This window comes from Nocardioides sp. NPDC092400 (assembly GCF_040684155.1).
Taxonomy (GTDB): Bacteria; Actinomycetota; Actinomycetes; order Propionibacteriales; family Nocardioidaceae; genus Nocardioides.
In genome coordinates this window covers 204245-226129 of the sequence record NZ_JBFBFJ010000005.1, presented here as the reverse complement: position 1 = coordinate 226129, position 21885 = coordinate 204245, and the positions used below count along the sequence as shown (strand labels likewise).

The window sequence follows — 21885 nt, the reverse complement described above, 5'->3', positions numbered from 1 at the left end:
GTCCCCGGGTGAGCTCCGCGGGGGGAGTGACGGTTCGTCTGCATACCTTGATGAAGCGACGGCGCCCCGGGCGAGCACCCACCGGCTCACACCAGGCCGAGCGTCCCCAGCTCCCGCACGGCAGCGGCGGTCCGCTCGACCATGACCGCGAACATCCGGTCACCCCGGTCGGTGCGGGCGCCGTACGCGCAGCCGAAGACGGAGACGAGGATCCCCTGCAGCATCGCGAAGCGGTAGTCGTCCCAGCACTCCTCGAGCGGGTGGCCGGTGACGCCGTGGGCGAGCAGCCGCCGGTGGTACGCCGCGACGACGGCCTCCTCGCAGGCGCGGCGCGCGGGGGCGTCGAGGCTGGTGGCGACGAGGTAGGCGAGGTCCTTGGCGGGCAGCCCGAGGCTGAGGGTCTGCCAGTCGACGGCCTTCACCGGGACGGCGGGGTCGGGGGAGAACATCAGGTTGTCGAGGCGGTAGTCGCCGTGGACGATCCCGAACCGCTCCGCCCGCGCCAGCGACCAGTCGACGACCACGTCCTGGGTCTCGCGGACGGTCGTGGCCGCCTCGGACGACATCAGCGGGCCGGTGATCTCCAGGAACGTGTCGATGGCGGGGCCGTAGACCGACGCGAGCAGGTCCGCGCCCTCGGCGTCCTGCATCGTGATCCAGCCCAGGTCGAGGAGGGCGGGGTCGCACCAGCGCGGACCGTGCAGCCCGGCGAGGTTCTCCGCCGCGCCGCGCACCTGCTCCGGAGTGCCGCCGCGCAGCTGGTCGCCCTGCTCGGCCGGCGCGAGGTCCTCCAGGACGAGCGTGAAGCGCCCGTCGTCGGTGACGTCGGTGGCCAGGTGGCAGCGCGGCACGTCGACGGCGACGGTCGGCTCGAGCTCGCGGTAGAAGCTGACCTCGGACCGGTAGGCGCCGACGAGCATGCCGCGGGTACCGGCGTCGGCCGTCGGCAGCTTGACCAGCACGCTCGGCGGCAACCCGTCCCCGGCGAGCGAGACCCCCAGGCAGGACCCGATCTGGCCGAAGCCGACCGGGGCCACCCGCACCGAGTCCGGCACGGCGCCCAGCGCCTCGCCGATCCACTCGGCCGTGATCTCCTCAAGGGTGTCGATCGTCGGCGCGGTCATGACATCCATCCCGGGTTGGCCGGGAGCCCGGCGAAGGTGGCGTCGTCGCGGACCGCGGCGTACGCCGTCAGCACGGGCGCCAGCTCGGCCGGCGTCGCGCCGTGGAGCACGACGCTGTCGGCGCCGAGCGCGAGCTGCTCCAGCACCCGGGCGGCGCACTGCTCCGCGCTGCCGGTCGCCGAGGCGGCGAGCCACTCCGCGGGCAGGACGTCGTCGCGCAGGTGGGTCAGCTCCTCGACGGTGCCGATCGCGTCGAACGCACCGGGATAGCCCTGCACGAGCGGGTCGGTGCGGAACCGGTCGAGCACGGCGGGGTCCCAGCCGTTCGCGGCGACCAGCACGTCGCCGTACCCCTGCAGGTACGTCGCCAGCCGGCCCACCAGCTTGCGCAGCCGCAGGTCCTCGGGCAGCGAGTCCTCGACGGTCGCCAGCACCGCCCAGACCCGCACCGACGCCGGGTCGCGCCCGGCCTCCTCGGCCGCGGAGCGGATCGCGGCGACCGACCGCGCCAGCGCCTCGTCGGTGAGGAACGTGTGCAGCACGACCCCGTCGGCCAGCCGGCCGGCCAGCGCGAGCGACCGGGGGCCGATGGCGGTCATCAGCACCGGGATCCGCTCGTCGAACGAGCCGTCCTGGGAGAGGTAGGGGTAGGAGCCGGCCGGCCCCTCGTGGCCGAGCACCGCCTCGCCCCGCCACAGCGAGCGGTAGATGCCGATCGCGTCCTCGAGCTGCGCACCGGTCACCCGCGGCAGCCCCATCACGTCGAACAGCGCGCCGAACCCGCGGCCCAGGCCCAGGGCGTACCGCCCGCCGGACAGCCGGTGCGCGGTGGTCGCCAGTGTCGCGGTGACCAGCGGGTGCCGGGTGTTGTGGTTGGTCGCCGCGGTGGCGATGCCGACGTGCTCGGTGGCGGCCGCGACCGCCCCGGCCAGCACGCCGGCGTCCTTGAGGTTGAACCGCTCGGAGAGGAACACCGAGCCCAGACCCAGCTCCTCGGCCAGCCGCGCCTCGGCGAGCAGGTCGCGGGGTTGGTCGGTGTGCCCGGCGAGGCCGTAGCAGGCCAGCTCGGTGAGGCGCTGGCTCACCCGAAGGCCCGCGTCACGTGGCCGACGAGGTCGGGGTAGCGCATCAGGTGCGCGCCGCCGTTGAGGTCGAGCACCTCGCCGGTGAGCCAACGTGCGGTGGCCAGGTAGACGACCGCCTCGGCCACCTCCTCGGGCGTGCCGGCCCGGCCGAGCGGCGTGTTCTCGACGTAGTCCTCCTGCACGCCGGGGATGTCCATCGCCGGCGCGGTCAGCGGGGTGACGACCAGGCCGGGGGAGACGGCGTTGACGCGCACGCCGCGCGGCCCGAGCTCCAACGCGGCCACCTGGGTGAGCATCGCCAGGCCCGCCTTGGCCGAGCAGTACGCCGCCATGCCGGTGCCCGGCTGGCGGGCGTTGAGCGAGGCGATCGAGACGACCGCGCCGCCGGCGCCGTCCGGGGTGGCCATCACCCGGGCCGCGTGCTTGAGCACGAGCATCCCGCCGGTGAGGTTGACGTCCAGCACGCGCCGGAACTCCTGCACGTCGTGGTCGACCACCTGCATCAGCGTGCTGACCCCGGCGCTGTTGACCACCACGTCGAGCCGGCCGTGCTCGGCGACGACCGTGTCGACCGCGGCCGCGACGGCCGCCTCCTCGGTGACGTCGACGACCAGGTCGGCCGCCGCGCCCTCCAGGTCGCCGGTGACGACGGTGTGGCCGGCCGCCCGCAGCGCCGCGGCGGACGCGGCACCGAGCCCGGAGCCACCACCGACCACGAGCGCGACGGGCTGTCCTGCGGGGCTGGTGCTGGTCATGCGGGGCCTCCTGACGTGGCGCGCCGGGCCTGGAGCCGGCGCTGCTTGGCGACGAACCGGGTCGCGGCCCGGTTGGCGAACGAGGGGGCGAGCCGGCCCAGGCGCCACGCGACCCGCGCCGGGCGCGGGGTGACGAGCATCGGCCGGTCGGCGGCCACGGCGGCGAGCGCCTGCGCGGCCAGCACGTCGGCGTCGAGCGGGCGGCGTACGCCCTGGCCCTTGAGGTAGTAGTCGCGACCGTGGAACCGGCCGAGGTGGCCCTTGTCGAGGATCGGCGTCTCGACCGCCGCGGGGCACAGCACGGTGACGCCGACGCCCTTGGCGGCCGCCTCGGTGCGCAAGGCGAGGGACAGGCCGACGACCGCGTGCTTGGTCATCACGTAGCTGGTGATCAGCCCGGCGGCCATGATCCCGCCCATCGAGGCGGTGTTGACGATGTGCCCGCCCGGGCCGCCGGTGGCGCCCTGCCGGACCATGTGCGGGTACGCCGCGGCGACGCCGTGCACCACGCCGCGGATGTTGACGTCGATGATCGCGTCCCAGTGCTCCAGCGAGAGGTCCTCGGTCTCGCCGCCGAAGGTGATGCCGGCGTTGTTGAACAGCAGGTCGATCCGGCCGGCCCGCTCGACCACCTCGTCGACCGCGGCCTGCACGGCCGCCGCGTCGGTCACGTCGAGCCGCACCGCCCGCGCGGTCCCGGGACCGGTCACGGCACCGGCGACGCGCTGCGCGGCGGCCTCGTCGAGGTCGGCGACCACGACGTCCGCGCCGGCGGCGACGAGCGCGCGCACCAGCGCGGCGCCGATGCCCGAGCCGCCTCCCGTGACGAGGGCCTGGCGGTCGGCGAACCGGTCCTGCGGCGGGTCCTGCTGGGTCATGCGTGCTCCTCGACCGGGGGTGCGGGCGTGACGGGTGTGAGGGGGATCAGCCGGAGCGCGCCCGGGGCGGTGGCCGGCACGGCGGGGGAGCGCGGGGGCACCGGGTCCAGCCGCTGGTACGCCGCACCGAGCGGCGGGCGGGGATCGGGCTCGCCGCGGTTGGGCCAGAACGACATCGCCCGCTCCGCCATCGCGGTGATGGTCAGCGAGGGGTTCACCCCGAGGTTGGCCGCGACGGCCGAGCCGTCGACGACGTGGACGCCGGGGTGGCCGTGCAGCCGGTGCCAGGGGTCGATCACGCCGGTGGCCGGCCCGGTCCCCATCGGGCAGCCGCCGAGGAAGTGCGCGGTGGTCGGCACGTCGAGGACCTCGGTCCACCCGGCGCCGGGGATGCCGTCCATCCGCGCGGCCATCGCCCGGCCGATGGCGTTGGCCTCGGGGATGTGGGTGGGGTTCGGCTCGCCGATGCCCTGCCGGGTCGTCATCACCCGGCCCCGGCCCAGGCGGCGGCGCCGGGTGTAGGTGGTCAGCGAGTTGTCGATGCTCTGCATGACCAGGACCCCGATCGACTGCTCGGACCACCGGCGCGGCACGTGCAGCCGGCGCAGGTCGCGCCGCCCGCGCCACATCTCCCGCGCCATCACCAGCGCGCGGCTGCGCCCGGGCACCGGGTCGGTCATCGTCGCCATCGCCATGCCCATCGCGTTGCTGCCCCGGCCGTAGCGGCACGGCTCCACGTGGGTCCGCTCGTCGAGGTGCACCGAGGAGGTGATCGCGACCCCCTCGGTGTAGTCCATGTCGTCGCCGCGGGCGCGCACCGCCAGGCCCGCCTCGGAGTTGGTACGGGTCAGCTCGCCGAGCCGGGGCGAGACGTGCGGCAGGCTGCCGGAGTCGCGCAGGTGGTGCAGCAGCCGCTGGGTCCCCAGTGCGGCGGCCGAAAGGACCACCTGCTCGGCGGTGAAGGTGCGCCCGCGCCGCCGCAGCGGACCCGTGCGCCGCGTGGACACGGCGTACCCACCTCCGGGCAGGGGCCGCACGTCGGTGACCGTCGTCAGCGGGTGGACGACGGCGCCGGCGGCCTCGGCGAGGTGGAGGTAGTTCTTGGGGAGGGTGTTCTTGGCGTTGTGCCGGCAGCCGGTCATGCACTCCCCGCAGTGCAGGCAGGCGTTGCGGTCCGGGCCGGCGCCGCCGAAGAACGGGTCCGGGACGCTGCGGCCGGGCACCGGGTCGAGCAGCACCCCGACGTCGGTGGGCCGCCAGGTGCCGCCCGCGCCCAGGTCGGCGGCCGCGTCGCGCAGCACGCGGTCGGCCGGCGTCACCCGGTCGTACGTCGTCACGCCGAGCATCCGGCGGGCCTGGTCGAAGTACGGCGCCAGCTCGCCGCGCCAGTCGGTCAGGTCGCGCCAGTGCGGGTCGTCGTAGAAGGCGTCCGTCGGCTCGTAGAGGGTGCCGCCGTAGACCAGCGAGCCGCCGCCGACGCCGGCGCCGCTGATCACCAGTGCGTTGCGCAGCAGGGTCACCCGCTGGATGCCGAGCAGGCCGAGCGCCGGTGCGAAGACGTATCGGCCCAGCCGCCACGACGTCCGCGGCAGGTCGGCGTCGGTGAACCGCCGACCGGCCTCGAGGACGGCGACGTCGTACCCCTTCTCGACCAGGCGCAGCGCGCTCACGCTCCCGCCGAAGCCCGAACCGACGACCACGACGTCGTGGTCGAAGCCGCGCTCGCCGCTCCGCCGGTCCGGCCGGGCCTGTGTCGTCCGCCACACGAGGTCAACACTGTTGACAGGCGTCAGGTCTGTCAATGGCCCGGGCGGGCCGGTCCTCCGCCCACTAGGGTCCGCTGGTGTGGAGCTCGACGTGACCGGACCGGTCTTCGAGTGGCGCGGCCCGGCGCCGCACCACTTCGTGGCGCTGCCCGAGGACGCCGCCGCCGTCGTGCGCGACGTCGCCGCCGCGGTGACCTACGGCTGGGGGATGGTCCCGGTCACCGTGCGGATGGGCGAGGCGCGGTGGACGACCTCGCTGTGGCCCAAGGACGGCACGTACGTCGTGCCGCTCAAGCTCGCCGCCCGCCGCACCGAGGGCGTCGTCACCGGCGACGTCGTCGACCTGGTGGTGACCATCGACGTCTGATCCGTGACCACCGCCGGCCGGTGTCCCCGCGGCGGTCTCTCATATCCCGCCAGGCAGGCCCGCGCCAGCCAGTCGCTAGTCAGTCGCCGATCAGTCGGCGAGCGTCGTGCGCACGCACGCGACGACCGCCGCCAGGTCGAGGTCGTACGTCGGCCCGCCGCCGCGCTCGTGGCTCGCCAGCCGGCCGGCCGCCCGGTCCAGCAGCCGCGCCGCGCCGACGGTGTTGCCGCGGGCGTGGTGGGTGAGCGCCACGCACAGCTGCGCCAGCCCCTGCCAGAGCTCGCGCTCGTCGGCCGGGCAGGACTTCCACCGGACCTCGAGCGCCTCGTGCGCGGCGAACGGCCGCCCCGCGTCGAGCAGCTCCCGGGCGTAGGCGAGGGTCCCGGCCGGCGGCAGCGGCTCCTCGGAGATCGGCTCGACCCCTGTGGCGCCGTACGGCAGCGGGCGGCCGAGCTCGTCGCGCGGTCGCGCCTGCTCGGCGCGGCCCAGGTGGTTGCGGTCGCGGTCGACCACGGCGGCCTCCTTCGGGACGTGGGGGTGCCCGTCTCGGGGCGGTGGGGGAGTCAGCGGAAGACGCCGACGAAGATCCGGGTCGCGGTCTCGACGAGCTCCTGCGGCGTCGCGTCGAGCGCACCGTCGAGCCAGGCGGTGATCAGCTCGGCCATCCCGCCGATGAAGAGCAGGCCGACCAGCTCGCCCTCCCGGGTGCCCCAGTCGACGCCGTGCTCGCGCGCCTCCTCGGCCGCCCGGTGCGCGAAGTGGCGCAGCAGCTGGGTGCGCCGCGGGCGCAGCGCGGGCATCGCGCCGGCCTCGATGATCGCCACGCGACCCTTGCGCGGGTCGGCCTCGATCAGCTCGACGAAGGCCAGCACCGACGCGCGGACCCGGGCGGTGGGGTCGTCGCCCGCGGCGTCGGCCGCCGCCAGGCTGACCTGCTCGATCTCGGTCGCGATCGACTCCACCACCGCCGTCAGCGCGTCGTCGAGGGAGCGGAACGACTCGTAGAAGTAGCGCTCGGTGAGGCCGGCGGCCGCGCAGATCCGGGTCATCGTCGGCCGGGCGCCGGCCGGGTCGGCCCAGACCGCCAGGGTGGCCTCGAGCAGCCGCTCGCGGCGCTCGGCGGCGCGGTCCTCGGCGCTGACGCCGCGGTAGGTACCCGACTGCACAGCCATGTCGCCACCCTCTCACAGAAGGTTGACAGGGTGTCCTGTCTGAATGATGCTGGCGGGACCGCCGTGCCCGTCACCCACCCCAGGGGGCCATCCGTGTCGCTCGACCTCAGCAGTGCGCCCGCCCGGCCCGGCCGCACCGCGCCCGACCCCGCGGAGGTCCGCGACCTCCCGCCGATCCGCCGCGAGGACCGCGGGAAGCCGCTGCTCGGGCGGGCGTTCGAGTACGCCAAGGACCCCTTCGCGCTCTTCCGCCGGCAGTGGGACCACTACGGTCCGGTCGCGCCGATCTCGATGCTCGGCCAGCGCTGGGTGATGCTGCTCGGCCCCGACGCCTGCGAGGAGGCGTTCCGCAACAAGGACAAGGCCTTCGCGAACGGTCCGGCCTGGACCTACCTCGTCGGCCCGTTCTTCGACCGGGGACTGATGCTGCTCGACTTCGAGGAGCACCACATGCACCGCCGGATCATGCAGCAGGCGTTCACCCGCGACCGGCTCGAGGCGTACGCCGCGCGGATGCACGCCCCGATCGAGGCCGGCCTCGCCGGCTGGGCCGCGAGTGGCGGGCGCGCCGGCCGCGGCCGCGACCGGGACTTCCGGGCGTACCCCGCCCTCAAGCAGCTCACCCTCGACGTCGCCGCCGACATCTTCATGGGCGGGGCGGAGGACACCACGCCCGAGCAGATGGTCGAGGTCAACCGGGCGTTCATCGCCTGCGTCCAGGCCGCCGCAGCGGTCGTGCGCAAGGACCTGCCGCTCACCCGCTGGGGCCGGGGTCACCGCGGGCGCGAGGTGCTCGAGGAGTTCCTGCGTCACTACCTGCCCTCGCGCCGCGCGACCGAGACCGACGACCTGTTCTCCCAGCTGTGCCACATCGAGAGCGACGAGGGCGAGCGGTTCAGCGACGACGACGTCGTCAACCACATGATCTTCCTGATGATGGCGGCGCACGACACCTCCACCATCACCCTCTCCACCATGCTGCAGCTGCTCGGCCAGCACCCGGCCTGGCAGGACCGCTGCCGTGCCGAGTCCGAGGCGCTCGGCCCGCGGCCCACGCTGGCCGAGCTCGAGGGGCTGGAGTCGCTGGACCTGGTGATGAAGGAGTGCCTGCGCCTGCGCGCCCCCGTCCCGGTCGTGCTGCGCAAGGTCGTCAAGGACACCGTCGTCCAGGGCGTCCGGATCCCCGCGGGCACCTTCGTCACCGTCGCGCCGCAGTTCGCCCAGGTGATGGAGGAGCTGTGGACCAACCCGCTCGTCTTCGACCCCGAGCGGTTCTCGCCCGAGCGCCGCGAGGACAAGTCGCACCGCTACGCCTGGAACCCCTTCGGCGGCGGCGTCCACAAGTGCCTCGGCATGTACTTCGCCGGAGCCGAGGTCAAGGCCGTCATGCACCACCTGCTGCGCGGGTGGGAGTGGAGCGTCGACCCCGGGTACGTCGCCCCGATGAACAACCACTCGCTGCCCTTCCCCCAGGACGGCCAGCCCATCGACCTGCGGAGGACCCGATGACCGCCACGCTCGAGCCCACCGCCGGCCCGGGTGGCGGCGCCCCCGGCGCGGGTGCCTCGGTCTGGCCCGCCTGGGTCACCGGGGCCAGGCTCGCGTCGTGGAACCGGTGGGTCTCGGTCCCCGTCTCCGGCGGCGACGGCACGCTCACCGCGACCGCGCCGTACGACGCACAGCCCACCGCGCCGGTCCCCGCGTGCACCGCCGACGACGTGGCCGCGACCGTCGTGCGCTCGCGCGCGGCGCAGCCGGGCTGGGCCGGCCTGACCGTGGCGGCCCGGGCCGAGGTGCTGATGCGCTTCCACGACCTGCTGCTCGAGCGGCAGGACGAGGTCCTCGACCTCGTGCAGTGGGAGATGGGCAAGGCCCGCTACCACGCGTGGATGGAGGTCCTCCAGGTCGCCAACCTGACCCGGCACTACGCCAAGCGGGCCGCGGCGTACCTCGCCGACCGCCCGGTGCGCGGCGCGCTGCCGCTGCTCACCAAGGTCCGCGAGGTGCGCGTGCCCCGCGGGGTCGTCGGCGTCGTCTCGCCGTGGAACTACCCGCTCTACCTCGGCGTCGGCGACGCCGTCCCCGCCCTGCTCGCCGGCTGCACCGTGGTCAGCAAGGCCGACCCGCAGACGCCGCTGACCCTGCTGTGGACCCGCGCGCTCATGGCCGAGGCCGGGCTGCCGGCCCACGTGTGGGACGTCGTCGCCGGTCCCGGCGCCGAGGTCGGGACCGCGCTGGTCGGGGCCGCCGACTACGTCTGCTTCACCGGCTCCACCGCCACCGGGCGGGTCGTCAGCGAGGCCGCGGCCCGCCGCCTGGTCGGCGCGTCGCTGGAGCTCGGTGGCAAGAACCCGCTTCTCGTCCGTGCCGACGCCGACCTCGACAAGGCCGCCGCCGGAGCCGTCGACGCGGTCTTCACCAACACCGGCCAGATGTGCATCCACGTCGAGCGCGTCATCGTCCACGAGGGGGTGTACGCCGCGTTCCGCGACCGGCTCGTCGCCGCCACGCGCGCGCTCGCCGTCGGCCAGGCGTTCGACTTCTCCTGCCAGGTGGGCTCCCTGGCCAGCGCGGCCCAGCTCGCCACGGTGGCCGCGCACGTCGAGGACGCCGTCGCGAAGGGCGCGACCGTGCTCTGCGGTGGCCGCGCCCGGCCGGACCTGGGCCCCTACGTCTACGAGCCGACCGTCCTGGAGGGCGTCACCGACGACATGGACGTCTGCCTCGGTGAGACCTTCGGACCGGTCGTCGCCCTGCACCGGGTCGGCAGCGACGACGAGGCGGTCGCCCTGGCCAACCAGGGCACCTACGGCCTGTCGGCCGGCATCTTCAGCCGCGACACCGCCACCGCCGAGCGGCTGGCCCGGCGCATCCGCGCCGGCTCGGTCGGCATCAACGACGGTGCCGCGCTCGCCGCCGGGTCCGTCGAGGCCGGGATGGGCGGCATGGGCGACAGCGGCCTCGGCCGCCGCCACGGCGTCCAGGGCATCCAGCGCTTCACCGAGACCCAGACCATCGCCCTGTCCCGGATCGGCCCGGTCGGCCCGCCCCCGGGCATGCCCCTGGAACGCTTCGTCCGGCTCGGCAACGCCCAGCTGCGCGTGCTCCGTCGGCTGCGCGCGCTGAGGCCTGCGCTCGCACCACCACGATCGTGCAATTGCGCGATTCGGGTGGGCCTGGTGCCGCCGTCCCGCGCCGGGCGCCACCACAGCCGTTCAATTGAACGATCCGGGTGCCCCGCGACCACCTCCACCGTTGACACACCCACCGCCACTGCCCAGACTGACAGGAAGCCCTGTCAGAATCGAGAGGATCCCCGTCATGCCCCGTGAGATCTCCGGCTTGTCCGTCATCGTCACCGGCGGTGCCCGCGGCATCGGGCGGGCGACCGTCGAGCGCTTCGCCCGCCAGGGCGCCAAGGTCGCCATCGGTGACCGCGACGTCGACCTCGCCACGACCGTCGCCGCGCCGTACGGCGACCGCGTCACGGCCGCGGCGCTCGACGTGACCGACCCGGCGTCGTGGCGGGAGTTCCTCGACGCGGTCGCCGCGCTCGGGCCCTTCGACGTGCTGGTCAACAACGCGGGGATCATGCCGCTCGGGTCGGTGCTCAAGGAGCCGGACGCCGTGGCCAGGGCGATCGTCGACGTCAACCTGCACGGGGTCATCAACGGCACCAAGGCGGTCGCCCCTGGCATGGTCGAGCGCGGGACCGGCCACATCGTCAACGTCGCCTCGGCGGTCGGCCGGCTGGCGGTGGCCGACGGGGCGACGTACTCCGCCTCGAAGTTCGCCACCGTCGGCTTCAGCGAGGCCACCCGCTCCGAGCTGCGCCCGCACGGCATCGACGTCACCGTCGTCCTGCCGACCGTCGTGCAGACCGAGCTGGCCGCCGGCGTCCCGGCGGCCAGGGGCGTGAAGCCGGTGACGGCCGACGACGTCGCGAAGGTGATCGAGCAGGCCGTGCGCTCGCCCAAGGCCGAGATGTGGGTGCCGCGCTGGTCCCAGGGCCTGGTCAAGGTGACCTCGATGCTCCCGCGCAAGGTGCAGGACGCGATGGCGAGGATGACCCACGCCGACTCGGTGCTGGCCGAGGCCGACCCGGCGGCCCGGGCGGCGTACGAGGAGCGCGCGCGCCGCTCCGCCGGCCCGCAGGTCTAGACGGCGCGGCCCGGGGGGACCGGGACCGCGGCGTGCGCGTCGTGCGCCCCGGAACCGGAGGTGCCCATGGGTGGCGCGATCCCCCTGCTGATCTTCCTCGTCATCGCCCTGGTGGTGCTGTACTTCCTCAGCACCAGCGGTGTCGTCGCGCTCGGCGGTCGCCGCGCCGGCGGGACGCGGGTGCCCGAGGAGATGCCGGCCGCCCGGCTCGGCTACGCGGTCCCGCTCGGCCAGGACCCGGCGGCGGTGGTGGCCGCCCTCACCCGCCAGGGGTACGACGCGGCGCTGGCGCCCGACGAGGAGGTCGACGGCCGGCAGGTCATCCACGTCGCGCGCCCAGACGACGCCCGGCCCGACCGCGAGGACGTCCGTCGCGTGATCCGGGAGGACGCCACGCTGAACCTCGAGGGGCACCGGCCCGACACCGGGCCGGTGCGCTTCGTCGACGAGACGTAGCCCAGCAGCGTCAGCCCAGCGCCGCGAGCAGGTCGCGGCAGGCCCGCTCGCACCGGCGGCAGGTCTCGGCGCAGGCCCGGCAGTGCTCGTGCATGCCGGCGTGCCGCTCGCACTCGGTGGCGCACGCGCCGCAGGCGGCGGCGCACGCCTCCACCAGCGACCGGACGAGCGAGGGGTCGGTCGGGCGGCGGACCAGCACCGCGGCGGTCGTCGCGCACACGTCGGCACAGGTCAGGTCGGTCCGGATGCACGCGACGAGCTCGGCGACCATCTCCTCGTCGAGGCAGGCGTCGGCACACGCCCGGCAGGCCGCGGCGCACTCGGTGAGCGCCTCGACGGCGTCGGTGAGCACGGTGAGGTCCACGTCGTGCTCGCCGGGGTGGCTGCGGAGGACGGCGGTCAGGCCGGTGCCGGTCGGGTCGGTCGGGTCGGTCGGGTCGGTCGGGTCGGTGGTCATGGTCGCCGGGTAGCCCCGGCCGCTCCGGTCCATACCGCTGCGCGCCTCGGGCTCCGGCCGTTACCGTGGTCGGGCTCGGTCGTTGTCGGCTTCGGGCAACGGGGGAGACGCACGACGACCAGGAGGACCGGTGGGCTTCAGCGCGCCGCTGAGCAGGACCCAGCGCGACCTGCGGCTGGGGTACGGCGCCGTCGGGATCGGCGCCCTGGCCTTCGTCGCGATGACGGTGACGACGCTCGTGGTCACCGACACCGACCTCCCGGGCCTGCCGGTCGCGCAGCCGCCGTCGGCCGGTGCCCCGGACGCCCAGCAGGTCGCCGGCGCGCGGGTGCTCGTGCGCGCCGACCCGGCCACGCCAACCGCGGGGACCGCGGGACCGACCGCCACCGGCGGCCCCGCAGCGGGCGGCCTCGCCGCGACCGGCGGCGTCGTACCGGTCGCCGGCCCCGGAGCCGGGACCTCCGCCGAGGACGGCACCTCCCCGACCGGTGGACCGTCCGCCCCGACCGGCGGCACCGGCGGCACCGGCGGCACCGGCGGCACCGGCCCCTCGGACCCGCCCGGCACCCCGCCGAGCGGGCCGGGCCCCACCGGCCCCGGCCCGCAGGGACCGGTCCGCGGCCCGGTCTCCGCCCTCGTGGACCCCGTCGTGGCAGGTGTCGTCACCGCCGTCGACGGCCTGACCGGCGGCGGGCTCGCCCCGGTCACCGGCACCGTGCAGGGGACCACCGACGGCCTCACCGACACGGTGGACGGCCTGCTGGGCAGCGCCCTGCTCGGCGGTCGTCACTAGCCACCGCCCCACCCGAGCCGGCCGCAGCCCCGCCCCAGGACGCCGCCGGCCCGGCACCTACGCCACGAGGGCGTCGGTGCCGGGCCGGTGAGGGCCGTGCAAGGGGTCAGCGCTTGCGCTTGACCGCCTTGACCTTGACCTTGAAGGACTTCTTCTGGTCCACGGCCTTGCCGCGGCACGACAGGTTCGTGCCGCGCGAGCACCGGTAGCGGGTGGAGGCGTTGGCCAGGGTGATCGTCACGCCGGCGACCTTCGCGCCGTTGAAGCTCAGGACCTTCTTGCCGTGGCCCTTCGCGCTCAGGGCGATGGTCTTGCGCGACCAGGCCCCCTTCTTGTTGCGCACCAGCACGTGCACGGCCGGGCTGGAGGAGCGGTTCGGGGCGTTGACGACGACCCGCAGCCGCCACTTCTTCCCGCGGAGGTCCGAGCCGGGCTTGACCGTGATGCTGCGCGAGGCGAGGTGGTTGATCCGCACCGACGCCGAGCCCTTGCGGTCACCCTTGGTGAGCCGGATCTTCTTGCTCATCGGGGACTTCGGCCACGCCGAGCCCTCGGGGTAGTACCGGGCCGGCACGGTGTTGGAGGCGGCGTACGCCGCGAAGACCGAGGCGAACCCGCCGCCCTTGCCGCCGACGGCCTTCTTCAGCGCCTTGGCGGAGTACATGTTCGGGGCGCCCTTGAACGCACCGGCCTTGTTCCACACCGACTTCACGATGCCGTTGCCGAAGCGGCGGCTGAGGTACTCCCAGAACGTCCAGTTGCCGTACTGCGCGAAGCCGGAGGGCTGGAAGACGTCCAGCGAGCTGCTCGGGTCGGCGACCTGGCTGGCGGAGAGGTACTGGCGGTTGTCGTTGATGTCGTCGGCGACCCGCTCCTCCATCCACGTGGCGGTGGACTCCAGGAGCCACGGGTCCTCGTGGTAGTCGTAGGCGAACTGGACCGCGTGGAAGAACTCGTGCGCGGCCGTCACCTTCAGGCTCTTGGCCGGGGGCGCGCCGTACTGGGCCTGCGCGAAGTCGTTGTCGAGCACGCAGTAGCCGGAGGCCACCCACTTGGTGCCCTTCTTGCGGTACTCCGGGGCGCAGTAGCCGTAGAGCCGCTTGGCGCCCAGCTCCTTGAGGTAGACGTCGAACTTGCCGTTGCCGCCGTGGTTGCCGTCCTTGACCGGCGGGCGGAAGCCCATCTTGCCGACCTCGGTGCGCCAGACCTTGTCGAGCACCTTGAGGTTCCTCCCCACCCACGCCTTCGACGGCGGGGCGTCGGCGGTGCTGGTGACGTAGTGCAGGCAGAAGTGGCTCGAGCACTTCTTCCGGGAGCCGACGGTGTAGCCGTCGCCGTACGGGTCGCGGCTGCCGTTGGTGGGCCGGGCGAGGAGGGCCTCGGCCCGCTCACGCTCGGTGCCACCGAGGGCGGGCACCGCCTCGAACAGGTCGCGCATCAGCAGGGTGGTGTCCGGCGCGTCGGTCACCGCCTCGGCGCCGCCGCCGGCCAGGACGTCGCTCGCCTGCGCCAGGGTGCGGCGGGCGGTCGCCGCGGTCACGGTCCCGTCGTCGACCGGGGTCACGGTGTCGACGACGGGAGCGCCCGGGTCGGTGGTGGCCGCGGACGTCGCCGTGGCGGGGAGCACCGCGAGACCGGTGCTCAGGGCGACCAGGGCGGCCGCGAGGGTACGACGCATGTGAGGGGTTCCTCTTCTCCGGGGTGAGGGGGCGGTGGAGCAAGCCTGCCCGTGGGTCCTGGGACGAAACCGGGGCGTCGAGCGGGTCAGGAGGTGGCGGAGATCTTCTCGATCAGCGCGGTCGTCGAGATGGCGGGCGTGCGCGGGAGGTAGACGACCTCGCACACGTCGTTGAGCTCGTCGAAGCGCCCGGCCCAGTCGTCGCCCATGACGAGGACGTCCGCTCCGTGCTCGAGGATGTAGTCGCGCTTCAGCTCGAGGCTCTCCTCGACGAAGACCGCGTCCACCGGCTTGAGCGCCGCGACGATCGCGAGCCGCTCGGCCTGGCTGAAGACGGGCTCACGGCCCTTCTTGCGCAGGTTCAGCGCATCGGCCGAGACGCCGACGACCAGCCGGTCGCCGAGGGCCGCCGCCCGCTCGATCACCCGGAGGTGGCCGACGTGGAAGACGTCGAACGTGCCGAAGGTGATCACCGTGCGAGACATGCGGGTGATTCTGGCACGTGGGTCCGTGGGCAAGGATGGCGGTGATGACCACGACGATGCCGATGATCACCGCCGACCCCGAGGCCGACGCCCTGCGACGCAAGGGCCTGCGCCAGATGCGGGCGATCGCGGTCGGGCTGCTCCTGCTCGCCGCCGCGGTGTACGCCGCCACCCTCGGCCAGGACGGGGTGCTCGGCTTCGTCAACGCCGGCGCGGAGGCCTCGATGGTGGGTGCCATCGCCGACTGGTTCGCGGTGACCGCGCTGTTCCGGCACCCGCTGGGGCTGCCGGTGCCGCACACGGCCCTGATCCCCAAGCGCAAGGACGAGCTCGGCCGGGGCCTGGAGGAGTTCGTCGGCGAGAACTTCCTGCAGGAGGACATCATCCGCGACCGGGTGACCGCCGCGACGATCTCGCTGCGGGTGGGTCGCTGGCTGGCCGAGCCGGCGCACGCCCAGCGGGTGGTCGACGAGGTGGCCGACGTCGCGGTGATCGCGCTGGGCAAGGTCCGCGACGACCACGTCGAGGGGCTGATCCGCGAGGCGCTCGTGCCGCGGTTCCGCGAGGAGCCGATCTCGCCGCTGCTCGGTGGGCTGCTGAGCGAGACGCTGCGCGACGACCTGCACCACGGGCTGGTCGACCTGGCCCTGACCGAGCTGCACGACTGGCTCGTCGACAACCCCGACACGGTCACCGAGATCCTCGGCGAGCGGGCGCCGTGGTGGTCGCCGCCGAGCGTCAACGACCGGGTCAGCGCGCGCGTCCACCTCGAGCTGGTGCGCTGGGTGGCCGACATCCGCGACGACCCCCGCCACCACGCCCGACGCGCCCTGGACTCGATGCTCGAGCAGCTCGCGCACGACCTGCTCGAGGACCCCAGCACCCAGGAGCGCACCGAGCGGCTCAAGGAGCGGCTGCTGGACCACCCGCAGGTGCTGGCCTCGAGCGTCTCCCTGTGGAACGCGCTGCGCCGCGGGCTCACCGGCTCCCTGCGCGACCCCGAGGGCGCGGTCCGTCAGCGGCTGCTGACCGAGGCGGCCGCCTTCGCCGACCGGCTGCTGGCCGAGGAGGAGCTGCGCGCGCGGCTCGACGGGCTCGCCGCCGACGCCGCCGTCTTCGCCGTCGGTCGGTACGGCGCGGAGCTGACGACCGTCATCACCAGCACCATCGAGCGGTGGGACGGCAAGGAGGCCGCGCGCCGCATCGAGCTGCACGTCGGCCGGGACCTGCAGTTCATCCGGATCAACGGCACGATCGTCGGCGGGCTCGTCGGTGTGCTCATCCACGCGATCTCGGTCATCATCCACTGATGCGCCTGCCGTGGAAGAAGAGCCAGCCGGACCCGGAGCCGGACCCGACGCCCCAGCCGGTGGACGTCGCGATCCGCGACGAGATGATCCGGCTCGGGCAGTTCCTCAAGCTCGCGAACCTCGTCGAGACCGGGGCGGAGGCCAAGCCGGTCATCGCCGACGGGCTGGTGCGCGTCAACGGCGAGGTGGAGCTGCGCCGGGGGCGCCAGCTGCGCGTCGGTGACGTCGTCGAGCTGGCGGGGCAGGCCGCCCGGGTGTCCGACGAGGACGCCGCGGACGACCTGCCCTGGTGAAGCGGGTGCTGCGGGTCAGCTGACGCCGAGCAGGTCGACGACGAAGATCAGCGTCTCACCGGGCTTGATGGCGCCGCCAGCACCGCGGTCGCCGTACCCCAGGTGCGGCGGGATGACCAGCTTGCGGCGGCCGCCGACCTTCATGCCCTGCACGCCGGTGTCCCACCCGGAGATGACCTGGCCGATGCCGAGGCGGAAGCGCAGGGGCTCGCCGCGGTTGTACGACGCGTCGAACTCCTCGCCGGTGGAGTGGGCGACGCCCACGTAGTGGACCTCCACCGTGTTGCCGGCGGCGGCCTCCGGGCCGTCGCCGACGGTGATGTCGGTGACCTGCAGGTCGGTGGGCGGTTCGAAGTCGGGGAAGTCGATCTCGGGCTTGTCCATGCCGCTCACCCTACGGCGGGGTGGCTCAGGCGAGGACGGCCGCCACGGCCGCGACCAGGGCGAGCACGGAGGCGACGGCACGCACCCGGTCGGCGCGGAGCAGCCGCGCCACCAGCCGGTCGTCGCGCTCGGTGAGCCGGCCGTGCAGGGGAGCGGCGAGCGTCGCGGTGGTGCCCAGGGCCACGGCGCTCGCGGCCACGGCCGCCACGTCGGCCGGCCCCGCGTCGGCCAGCGCCGCCGCGCAGGCGGCCAGCACGGCGACGTACACGACGGCGACGAGGGGCGTGATCCGCCGGCTGTGCCGGCCGTGCACGCGGCGCCAGTCGGGGGCCGAGGTCTCGGCCAGCCGGGGGTAGACCAGGACCGTCACCGTCACCTGGAAGCCGGCGTGGAGGGCGGTCGCGCCGAGCAGCAGCGTCTCAGGAGTGCCGGGCACCGGCCCGGTCCCGGGAGGCCAGCACCGCGCGGGCGGCGCGCTGGCCGCTGACCAGGGCACCCTGGATCGAGGCGGTGTCGCGGTGGTCGCCGCACACGACGAGCCCGGGGGACAGCTCGACCGGCTGCCGCGCCGCGAAGGGCACCGGCTGGGCGGGCAGCGCCTGCGGCAGCTCGTGCCGCGCCACCTCCGTCCAGCCCTCGGCCCCGATGCCGAGCAGGTCCGCCGCGTGCCGGCGCATGCGTCCCTCCGAGGGCACGGTGGCGCCGGTCCCGAGCAGCGCGGAGGCCTGCACCAGGTGCCGGCCGGGCGGGGCGTAGGACGGTGCGGCCGAGGAGACCACCGCGGTGTTGACCACCGGGCCGCTGGGCCGGGTCCGGGCGTCCACGGCGAGCACGCCGGGCGCCTCGCGGTCACGACGGCCGGTGAGGTCGTCGACCGCCCACCACTGGGTGACGACGCCGCGGGGGACCGGCGTGGGCGTCCCGACGAGGCGGTGCGCGGTCGCCCCGTCGGTTGCCACGACCACGTGCCGGGTGCGGGTCGTCCCGGCGGCGGTCAGCAGCACCGGCTCGGGGCCGGTGGTGTCGACCGCCTCGACCGGCGTGCGCAGCAGGACCCGGTCGCCGAGCGCGGCCGCGAGCTGGGCCGGCAGCGCCTGCATGCCGGCCGCCGGCAGCGAGGGGGTCCCGGTCGCGAAGCTCCGGGCGAGCAGGAGGGCGTAGGCGTCGGCCGTCGACCCCGACGCGTCGAGGACGACGCCGGCCAGGAAGCGGTCGACGACGTTGCGCAGGAAGCCGTGGACACCGGCCCGGTCCAGCGAGTCGCGCAGCGTCACGTCGCCGCGCCGGGGCGTCACGCGGTCGGCCAGCCCGGTCCCGCGGCCCACGAGCGGCCGCGCCCAGCGCAGCACGGCGAGCACCTCGCGGGGCCGGACCGCGACCGAGCGCGCCGTACGACCCGTGAGGCCGAGCTCGCGCAGCGGGTCGGCGAGCAGCTCGGCGTCCTCGGCGGTCCGGGCCAGCACGCCGGCCGGGAACGGCTGCAGGTCGAGCGCGTCGACATCGACCCAGCGCCGGACGGCCGGGTAGGCGGGGTTGAGCAGCTGGAAGCCCTGGTCGACCAGGAAGCCGTCGACCCGGTCGGTCCGGACCCGGCCGCCCACCCGGCCGGTGGCCTCGCAGACCACGACGTCCAGGCCGGCGTCCTGGAGCACGCGGGCGCAGCGCAGGCCGGCCAGGCCGGCTCCGACGACCACGACGTCGGCCTCGGTGCGTCCACCCACGGTGTCCCCTCCTGACGATCCGCGCGGCCTCAGCCGCGCCCGTAGCGGTCGACGTACCCGACGACCCGGTTGAACAGCGTCGACACGGTGGCGAGGTCGACGACTCCCGGTGCAGGGTCGTCGGCCAGCTCGAAGAGCACCGGACGCGCCGCGGCCACGCCGGCATCGGCGGCCACCCGCGCGCAGACCCGCGCGGCGTCGCGCACCGCGCCGGGGTCCACGCCCCACACCGCCTCGAACACACGCTCGCGGTCGGGTACGTCGTCCTGGCCCGGCAGCTCCCAGGCGGCCAGGACGGCCGGGAGGTCGACGGAGTCGCAGACGACCGTCCACTCGCGGCGCAGCGGGGAGTCCTCGGCGAGCGGCACGTGGTGGACGTGCGTCGCGCGCGGGTCCGGGCCGCCGGCGGCCAGCGCGAACGCCGCCCGCGAGACCCGGGCCAGCTCTTCCCATCGGGGCGCCGCCGGGGCGTAGAACCGCTCGTCCTGGAACGACCCGAAGATGGTGGCCCGGTCCGCGCGGGCGCAGAACTCGTCCTCGATCGCCCAGGACAGCGCCAGCAGCGTCGCCTTGCTGAGCCGCTGCGGCTGCAGCTGCGGGTGCCGCCGGCGCAGCTCGGCGAAGACCGAGTCGGGTGTCGGCGCCGCCGCGGCCCGCGCCTGCTCGACCGCGTGGCCGATCGCCCGGTCCAGCCGCACGCCCTCCTCGCGCCGGCGGACCACCTCGCGGACCGCCTCCACGTCGGACTCGGCGTACCGCCGGTGGCCGGACTCGCGCCGGACCGGCTCGGGGAAGCCGTGCCGGGTCTCCCACATCCGCAGCGTCGCCGGCGACACCCCGGTGCGGTCGGCCAGGTCACCGATGGACAGGCCCGGCTCAGACTTCAACAGGTTGTTCACATTTCCCACTGTAGCCCTCGACGGCGTGATGCAAACCGTCCGCGGAAGTTTCATCGGCTGGCCGATGAAACTGTCGGTTGGCCGCTGAAGCTTCATCGGCCAACCGCGAGTTCCAGCGGCTGGCCGCTGAAGCTCCCGCGCGACCGCACGGACCCCGACCGGCACGACGCCCACGCCTCAGGTCTGGTGCACGTAGCTGTCGAGCTGGTCGCGCTCGAACTGGAGCTCGCCGATCTTGTGCTTGACCAGGTCGCCGATGCTGACGATGCCGACGAGCCGGCCGTCCTCGACGACAGGGACGTGCCGGACGCGTCGGTCGGTCATGGTCCGCATCAGCTCGTCGAGCGCGGAGGCGGGGGAGCAGGTGGTGACCTCGGAGGTCATGATCGCGGCGACCGGCACCTCGGCGACAGCGGCGTCGGCGTGCAGGCGGCGCACCACGTCGCGCTCGCTGACGATGCCGTCGACCGACGTGCCGTCGACGCTGACGACCAGCGCGCCCACGTTGTGCTCGGCCAGGAGGGCGACCAGCTCGCCCACGACGGCGTCCGGGCGGATGGTGACCACGTCGGAGCGCGGCTTGCGGCTGAGGACCTCACCGATGTGCACAGGACACCTCCGGTCGGACGGGTCCCTCGCACGGTACTCAGCCGGCGGGGTGCTGGATAGTGCTTCAGTCCAGCGGCAGGTCGCCGACCTCGGGGCGGCGGCGCGAGCGCAGGTCGGAGACGGAGCCCGGGCCGGTGCGCGGCCAGTCCGGGTCGTCGGGGTCGCCGCCGAGGTCGGGCAGCGCGCCGATGAACGACAGCGCCGCCTCGTGGAGGTGGCCGTTGGAGGCGAGCGCGTTGCCGCCGAACGGCCCGTCGACCCCGTCGAGGGAGGTGAACCGCCCGCCGGCCTCGCGCACGATCACGTCGAGGGCCGCCATGTCGTAGACCTCGAGCTCGGGCTCGGCGGCGATGTCGACCGCGCCCTCGGCGAGCAGCATGTAGGACCAGAAGTCGCCGTAGGCGCGGGTGCGCCAGACGCGCCGCATGAGGGCGAGCAGGTCCTCCAGCCGGCCGCGCTCGTCCCAGCCGGAGAGCGAGGAGTAGGACAGCGACGCGTCCTCGAGGCGACGTACGTCGGAGACGCGGCACTGGGTCGCCTTGAGCAGCGACCGGCCGGTCCAGGCGCCTCCGCCCACCGAGGCCCACCAGCGGCGCTGCAGCTGCGGGGCGGACACGACGCCGAGCACGACCTCGTCGTCGACGACGAGGGAGATGAGCGTCGCCCACACCGGCACGCCGCGCACGAAGTTCTTCGTGCCGTCGATCGGGTCGACGATCCAGCGCCGCTGGCTGTGCCCGGTCGAGCCCTGCTCCTCGCCGGTGACGGCGTCGCGCGAGCGGACCCGCGAGAGCGTGCGCCGGATCCCCTCCTCGACGGCCTGGTCGGCGTCGGTCACGGGGGTCAGGTCCGGCTTGCTCATGACGTGCAGGTCGAGCGCCTTGAACCTCGCCGTCGTGAGCGAGTCGGCGTCGTCGGCGAGCACGTGCGCGAGGCGCAGGTCGTCGGTGTAGTCGGGGTGCGGGGTGGCCACGAACGCACAGGCTACTTTCAGCCACCGCCGAGCGGGGTGGTGCAACATTCATCCATGGAGATCAACGGCCTGCCGCTGCACGCACTCGTCGTCCACGCCGCCGTCGTGCTGGGTCCGGTGGCGGCCCTGTTCGGCATCGCGTACGCCGCCGTGCCGCGCTGGCGGGACTGGATCCGGTGGCCCATGGTCGCCCTCGCCGTGCCGGCCGCGATCGCGGTCTGGGTGGCGTACCTCTCCGGCGAGCAGCTCACCGAGGCCAACCAGTACGGCGGCCCGCTGCTCGCCCTGGTCGAGACCCACGAGTCGCGCGCCGAGGTCTTCCGGCTGGTCGTGCTCGCCTTCGCCGTCGTCGCGGTGCTCGCCGCCGCGCTGCACCGCCGCGCGGGTGCCGTGCGGTGGGTCCTCGCCGCGCTGGTGGCCGTCTCCGGCGTCGCGACCGTCGTCTACGCGGTGCTCACCGGCGACGCCGGGGCGCAGGTCGCCTGGTACGGCGTGGAGGGCTGACCGGGCCGCCGCCCC

Annotated in this window: 25 protein-coding genes; 9 read left to right on the top strand and 16 right to left on the bottom strand. The window is 74.6% G+C overall.

Annotated features, from left to right (window positions below):
- Positions 1-86: 86 nt before the first annotated feature.
- Genes AB0N29_RS16640 through AB0N29_RS16620 form a run of 5 tightly spaced genes read right to left on the bottom strand, consistent with a single transcriptional unit; the run spans position 87 to position 5608 of the window.
- A complete protein-coding gene (locus AB0N29_RS16640; RefSeq protein WP_364868400.1) occupies positions 87-1124 on the bottom strand; it encodes a phosphotransferase in 1038 nt (345 codons plus the stop codon).
- Positions 1121-2209 (bottom strand): TIGR03857 family LLM class F420-dependent oxidoreductase, encoded by a 1089-nt coding sequence (locus AB0N29_RS16635; protein ID WP_364868398.1) that lies wholly within the window; start codon positions 2207-2209, stop codon positions 1121-1123. Before AB0N29_RS16635 ends, AB0N29_RS16640 begins: the two co-directional genes overlap by 4 nt.
- On the bottom strand, positions 2206-2964 hold the full coding sequence (locus AB0N29_RS16630; protein ID WP_364868396.1) for an SDR family oxidoreductase: 759 nt from the start codon (positions 2962-2964) through the stop codon (positions 2206-2208). The genes AB0N29_RS16635 and AB0N29_RS16630 overlap by 4 nt, the downstream gene beginning before the upstream one ends.
- Complete coding sequence (locus AB0N29_RS16625; RefSeq protein WP_364868393.1) at positions 2961-3842, bottom strand: SDR family oxidoreductase; 882 nt, start codon at positions 3840-3842, stop codon at positions 2961-2963. The genes AB0N29_RS16630 and AB0N29_RS16625 overlap by 4 nt, the downstream gene beginning before the upstream one ends.
- Complete coding sequence (locus tag AB0N29_RS16620; RefSeq protein ID WP_364868391.1) at positions 3839-5608, bottom strand: GMC family oxidoreductase; 1770 nt, start codon at positions 5606-5608, stop codon at positions 3839-3841. Before AB0N29_RS16620 ends, AB0N29_RS16625 begins: the two co-directional genes overlap by 4 nt.
- Before the next feature lie 79 nt (positions 5609-5687).
- On the opposite strand from AB0N29_RS16620, the gene AB0N29_RS16615 reads away from it, so the two are divergent.
- Positions 5688-5975, top strand: a complete 288-nt coding sequence (locus AB0N29_RS16615) for a DUF1905 domain-containing protein (protein WP_364868389.1) — start codon at positions 5688-5690, stop codon at positions 5973-5975.
- Positions 5976-6065: 90 nt separating this feature from the next.
- Here AB0N29_RS16615 and AB0N29_RS16610 read toward each other — a convergent pair whose 3' ends face one another.
- Positions 6066-6488, bottom strand: a complete 423-nt coding sequence (locus AB0N29_RS16610; protein WP_302267486.1) for a DUF309 domain-containing protein — start codon at positions 6486-6488, stop codon at positions 6066-6068.
- 50 nt (positions 6489-6538) lie between these two features.
- On the bottom strand, positions 6539-7147 hold the full coding sequence (locus tag AB0N29_RS16605) for a TetR/AcrR family transcriptional regulator (RefSeq protein ID WP_302267485.1): 609 nt from the start codon (positions 7145-7147) through the stop codon (positions 6539-6541).
- 93 nt (positions 7148-7240) lie between these two features.
- Here AB0N29_RS16605 and AB0N29_RS16600 point away from each other — a divergent pair, with 93 nt between their 5' ends.
- From AB0N29_RS16600 to AB0N29_RS16585, 4 genes are all read left to right on the top strand, one after another.
- Positions 7241-8656: a cytochrome P450 gene (locus AB0N29_RS16600; protein WP_364868386.1), complete on the top strand. Its 1416-nt coding sequence runs from the start codon at positions 7241-7243 to the stop codon at positions 8654-8656.
- Positions 8653-10479 (top strand): succinic semialdehyde dehydrogenase, encoded by a 1827-nt coding sequence (locus tag AB0N29_RS16595; protein ID WP_364868384.1) that lies wholly within the window; start codon positions 8653-8655, stop codon positions 10477-10479. Before AB0N29_RS16600 ends, AB0N29_RS16595 begins: the two co-directional genes overlap by 4 nt.
- On the top strand, positions 10469-11308 hold the full coding sequence (locus AB0N29_RS16590) for an SDR family oxidoreductase (RefSeq protein WP_364868382.1): 840 nt from the start codon (positions 10469-10471) through the stop codon (positions 11306-11308). Before AB0N29_RS16595 ends, AB0N29_RS16590 begins: the two co-directional genes overlap by 11 nt.
- Before the next feature lie 66 nt (positions 11309-11374).
- Positions 11375-11764 (top strand): hypothetical protein, encoded by a 390-nt coding sequence (locus AB0N29_RS16585; RefSeq protein ID WP_364868380.1) that lies wholly within the window; start codon positions 11375-11377, stop codon positions 11762-11764.
- Positions 11765-11774: 10 nt separating this feature from the next.
- On the opposite strand, the gene AB0N29_RS16580 is transcribed toward AB0N29_RS16585, so the two are convergent.
- Complete coding sequence (locus AB0N29_RS16580; protein WP_364868378.1) at positions 11775-12221, bottom strand: four-helix bundle copper-binding protein; 447 nt, start codon at positions 12219-12221, stop codon at positions 11775-11777.
- A 130-nt stretch (positions 12222-12351) separates the two neighbouring features.
- Here AB0N29_RS16580 and AB0N29_RS16575 point away from each other — a divergent pair, with 130 nt between their 5' ends.
- Positions 12352-13014, top strand: a complete 663-nt coding sequence (locus AB0N29_RS16575) for a hypothetical protein (RefSeq protein WP_364868376.1) — start codon at positions 12352-12354, stop codon at positions 13012-13014.
- A 106-nt stretch (positions 13015-13120) separates the two neighbouring features.
- Here the strand turns inward: AB0N29_RS16575 and AB0N29_RS16570 are convergent, their stop codons facing one another.
- Together AB0N29_RS16570 and AB0N29_RS16565 are read right to left on the bottom strand one after the other, a co-directional pair.
- The gene (locus tag AB0N29_RS16570) at positions 13121-14692 is read right to left on the bottom strand and encodes an MXAN_6640 family putative metalloprotease (RefSeq protein WP_364868374.1); all 1572 of its coding nucleotides are present in this window, start codon (positions 14690-14692) and stop codon (positions 13121-13123) included.
- Positions 14693-14778: 86 nt separating this feature from the next.
- Positions 14779-15177, bottom strand: a complete 399-nt coding sequence (locus AB0N29_RS16565; RefSeq protein WP_302267475.1) for an adenylyltransferase/cytidyltransferase family protein — start codon at positions 15175-15177, stop codon at positions 14779-14781.
- Between the two features lie 44 nt (positions 15178-15221).
- On the opposite strand from AB0N29_RS16565, the gene AB0N29_RS16560 reads away from it, so the two are divergent.
- A complete protein-coding gene (locus AB0N29_RS16560) occupies positions 15222-16487 on the top strand; it encodes a DUF445 domain-containing protein (RefSeq protein ID WP_302267474.1) in 1266 nt (421 codons plus the stop codon).
- Positions 16487-16780 carry an RNA-binding S4 domain-containing protein gene (locus tag AB0N29_RS16555; RefSeq protein WP_302267473.1) on the top strand — a complete coding sequence of 98 codons (294 nt, stop codon included), beginning with the start codon at positions 16487-16489 and terminating at the stop codon, positions 16778-16780. Before AB0N29_RS16560 ends, AB0N29_RS16555 begins: the two co-directional genes overlap by 1 nt.
- Before the next feature lie 15 nt (positions 16781-16795).
- Here the strand turns inward: AB0N29_RS16555 and AB0N29_RS16550 are convergent, their stop codons facing one another.
- The 6 genes from AB0N29_RS16550 to AB0N29_RS16525 form a co-directional block, all read right to left on the bottom strand.
- Positions 16796-17164 carry an FKBP-type peptidyl-prolyl cis-trans isomerase gene (locus AB0N29_RS16550; RefSeq protein WP_302267472.1) on the bottom strand — a complete coding sequence of 123 codons (369 nt, stop codon included), beginning with the start codon at positions 17162-17164 and terminating at the stop codon, positions 16796-16798.
- 25 nt (positions 17165-17189) lie between these two features.
- Positions 17190-17600, bottom strand: coding sequence for a hypothetical protein (locus AB0N29_RS16545; protein WP_364868370.1), 411 nt, complete (start codon positions 17598-17600; stop codon positions 17190-17192).
- A complete protein-coding gene (locus tag AB0N29_RS16540) occupies positions 17584-18885 on the bottom strand; it encodes an FAD-dependent oxidoreductase (RefSeq protein ID WP_302267470.1) in 1302 nt (433 codons plus the stop codon). The genes AB0N29_RS16545 and AB0N29_RS16540 overlap by 17 nt, the downstream gene beginning before the upstream one ends.
- A 29-nt stretch (positions 18886-18914) precedes the next feature.
- Positions 18915-19784, bottom strand: a complete 870-nt coding sequence (locus tag AB0N29_RS16535) for a DICT sensory domain-containing protein (RefSeq protein ID WP_302267469.1) — start codon at positions 19782-19784, stop codon at positions 18915-18917.
- 177 nt (positions 19785-19961) lie between these two features.
- Entirely contained in the window at positions 19962-20393 is a 432-nt protein-coding gene (locus AB0N29_RS16530) for a CBS domain-containing protein (RefSeq protein WP_364868367.1), read from the bottom strand.
- Between the two features lie 64 nt (positions 20394-20457).
- Complete coding sequence (locus AB0N29_RS16525; RefSeq protein ID WP_302267467.1) at positions 20458-21366, bottom strand: inositol monophosphatase family protein; 909 nt, start codon at positions 21364-21366, stop codon at positions 20458-20460.
- Between the two features lie 54 nt (positions 21367-21420).
- Here AB0N29_RS16525 and AB0N29_RS16520 point away from each other — a divergent pair, with 54 nt between their 5' ends.
- Positions 21421-21870 (top strand): DUF2231 domain-containing protein, encoded by a 450-nt coding sequence (locus tag AB0N29_RS16520; RefSeq protein ID WP_302267466.1) that lies wholly within the window; start codon positions 21421-21423, stop codon positions 21868-21870.
- Positions 21871-21885: the final 15 nt, after the last annotated feature.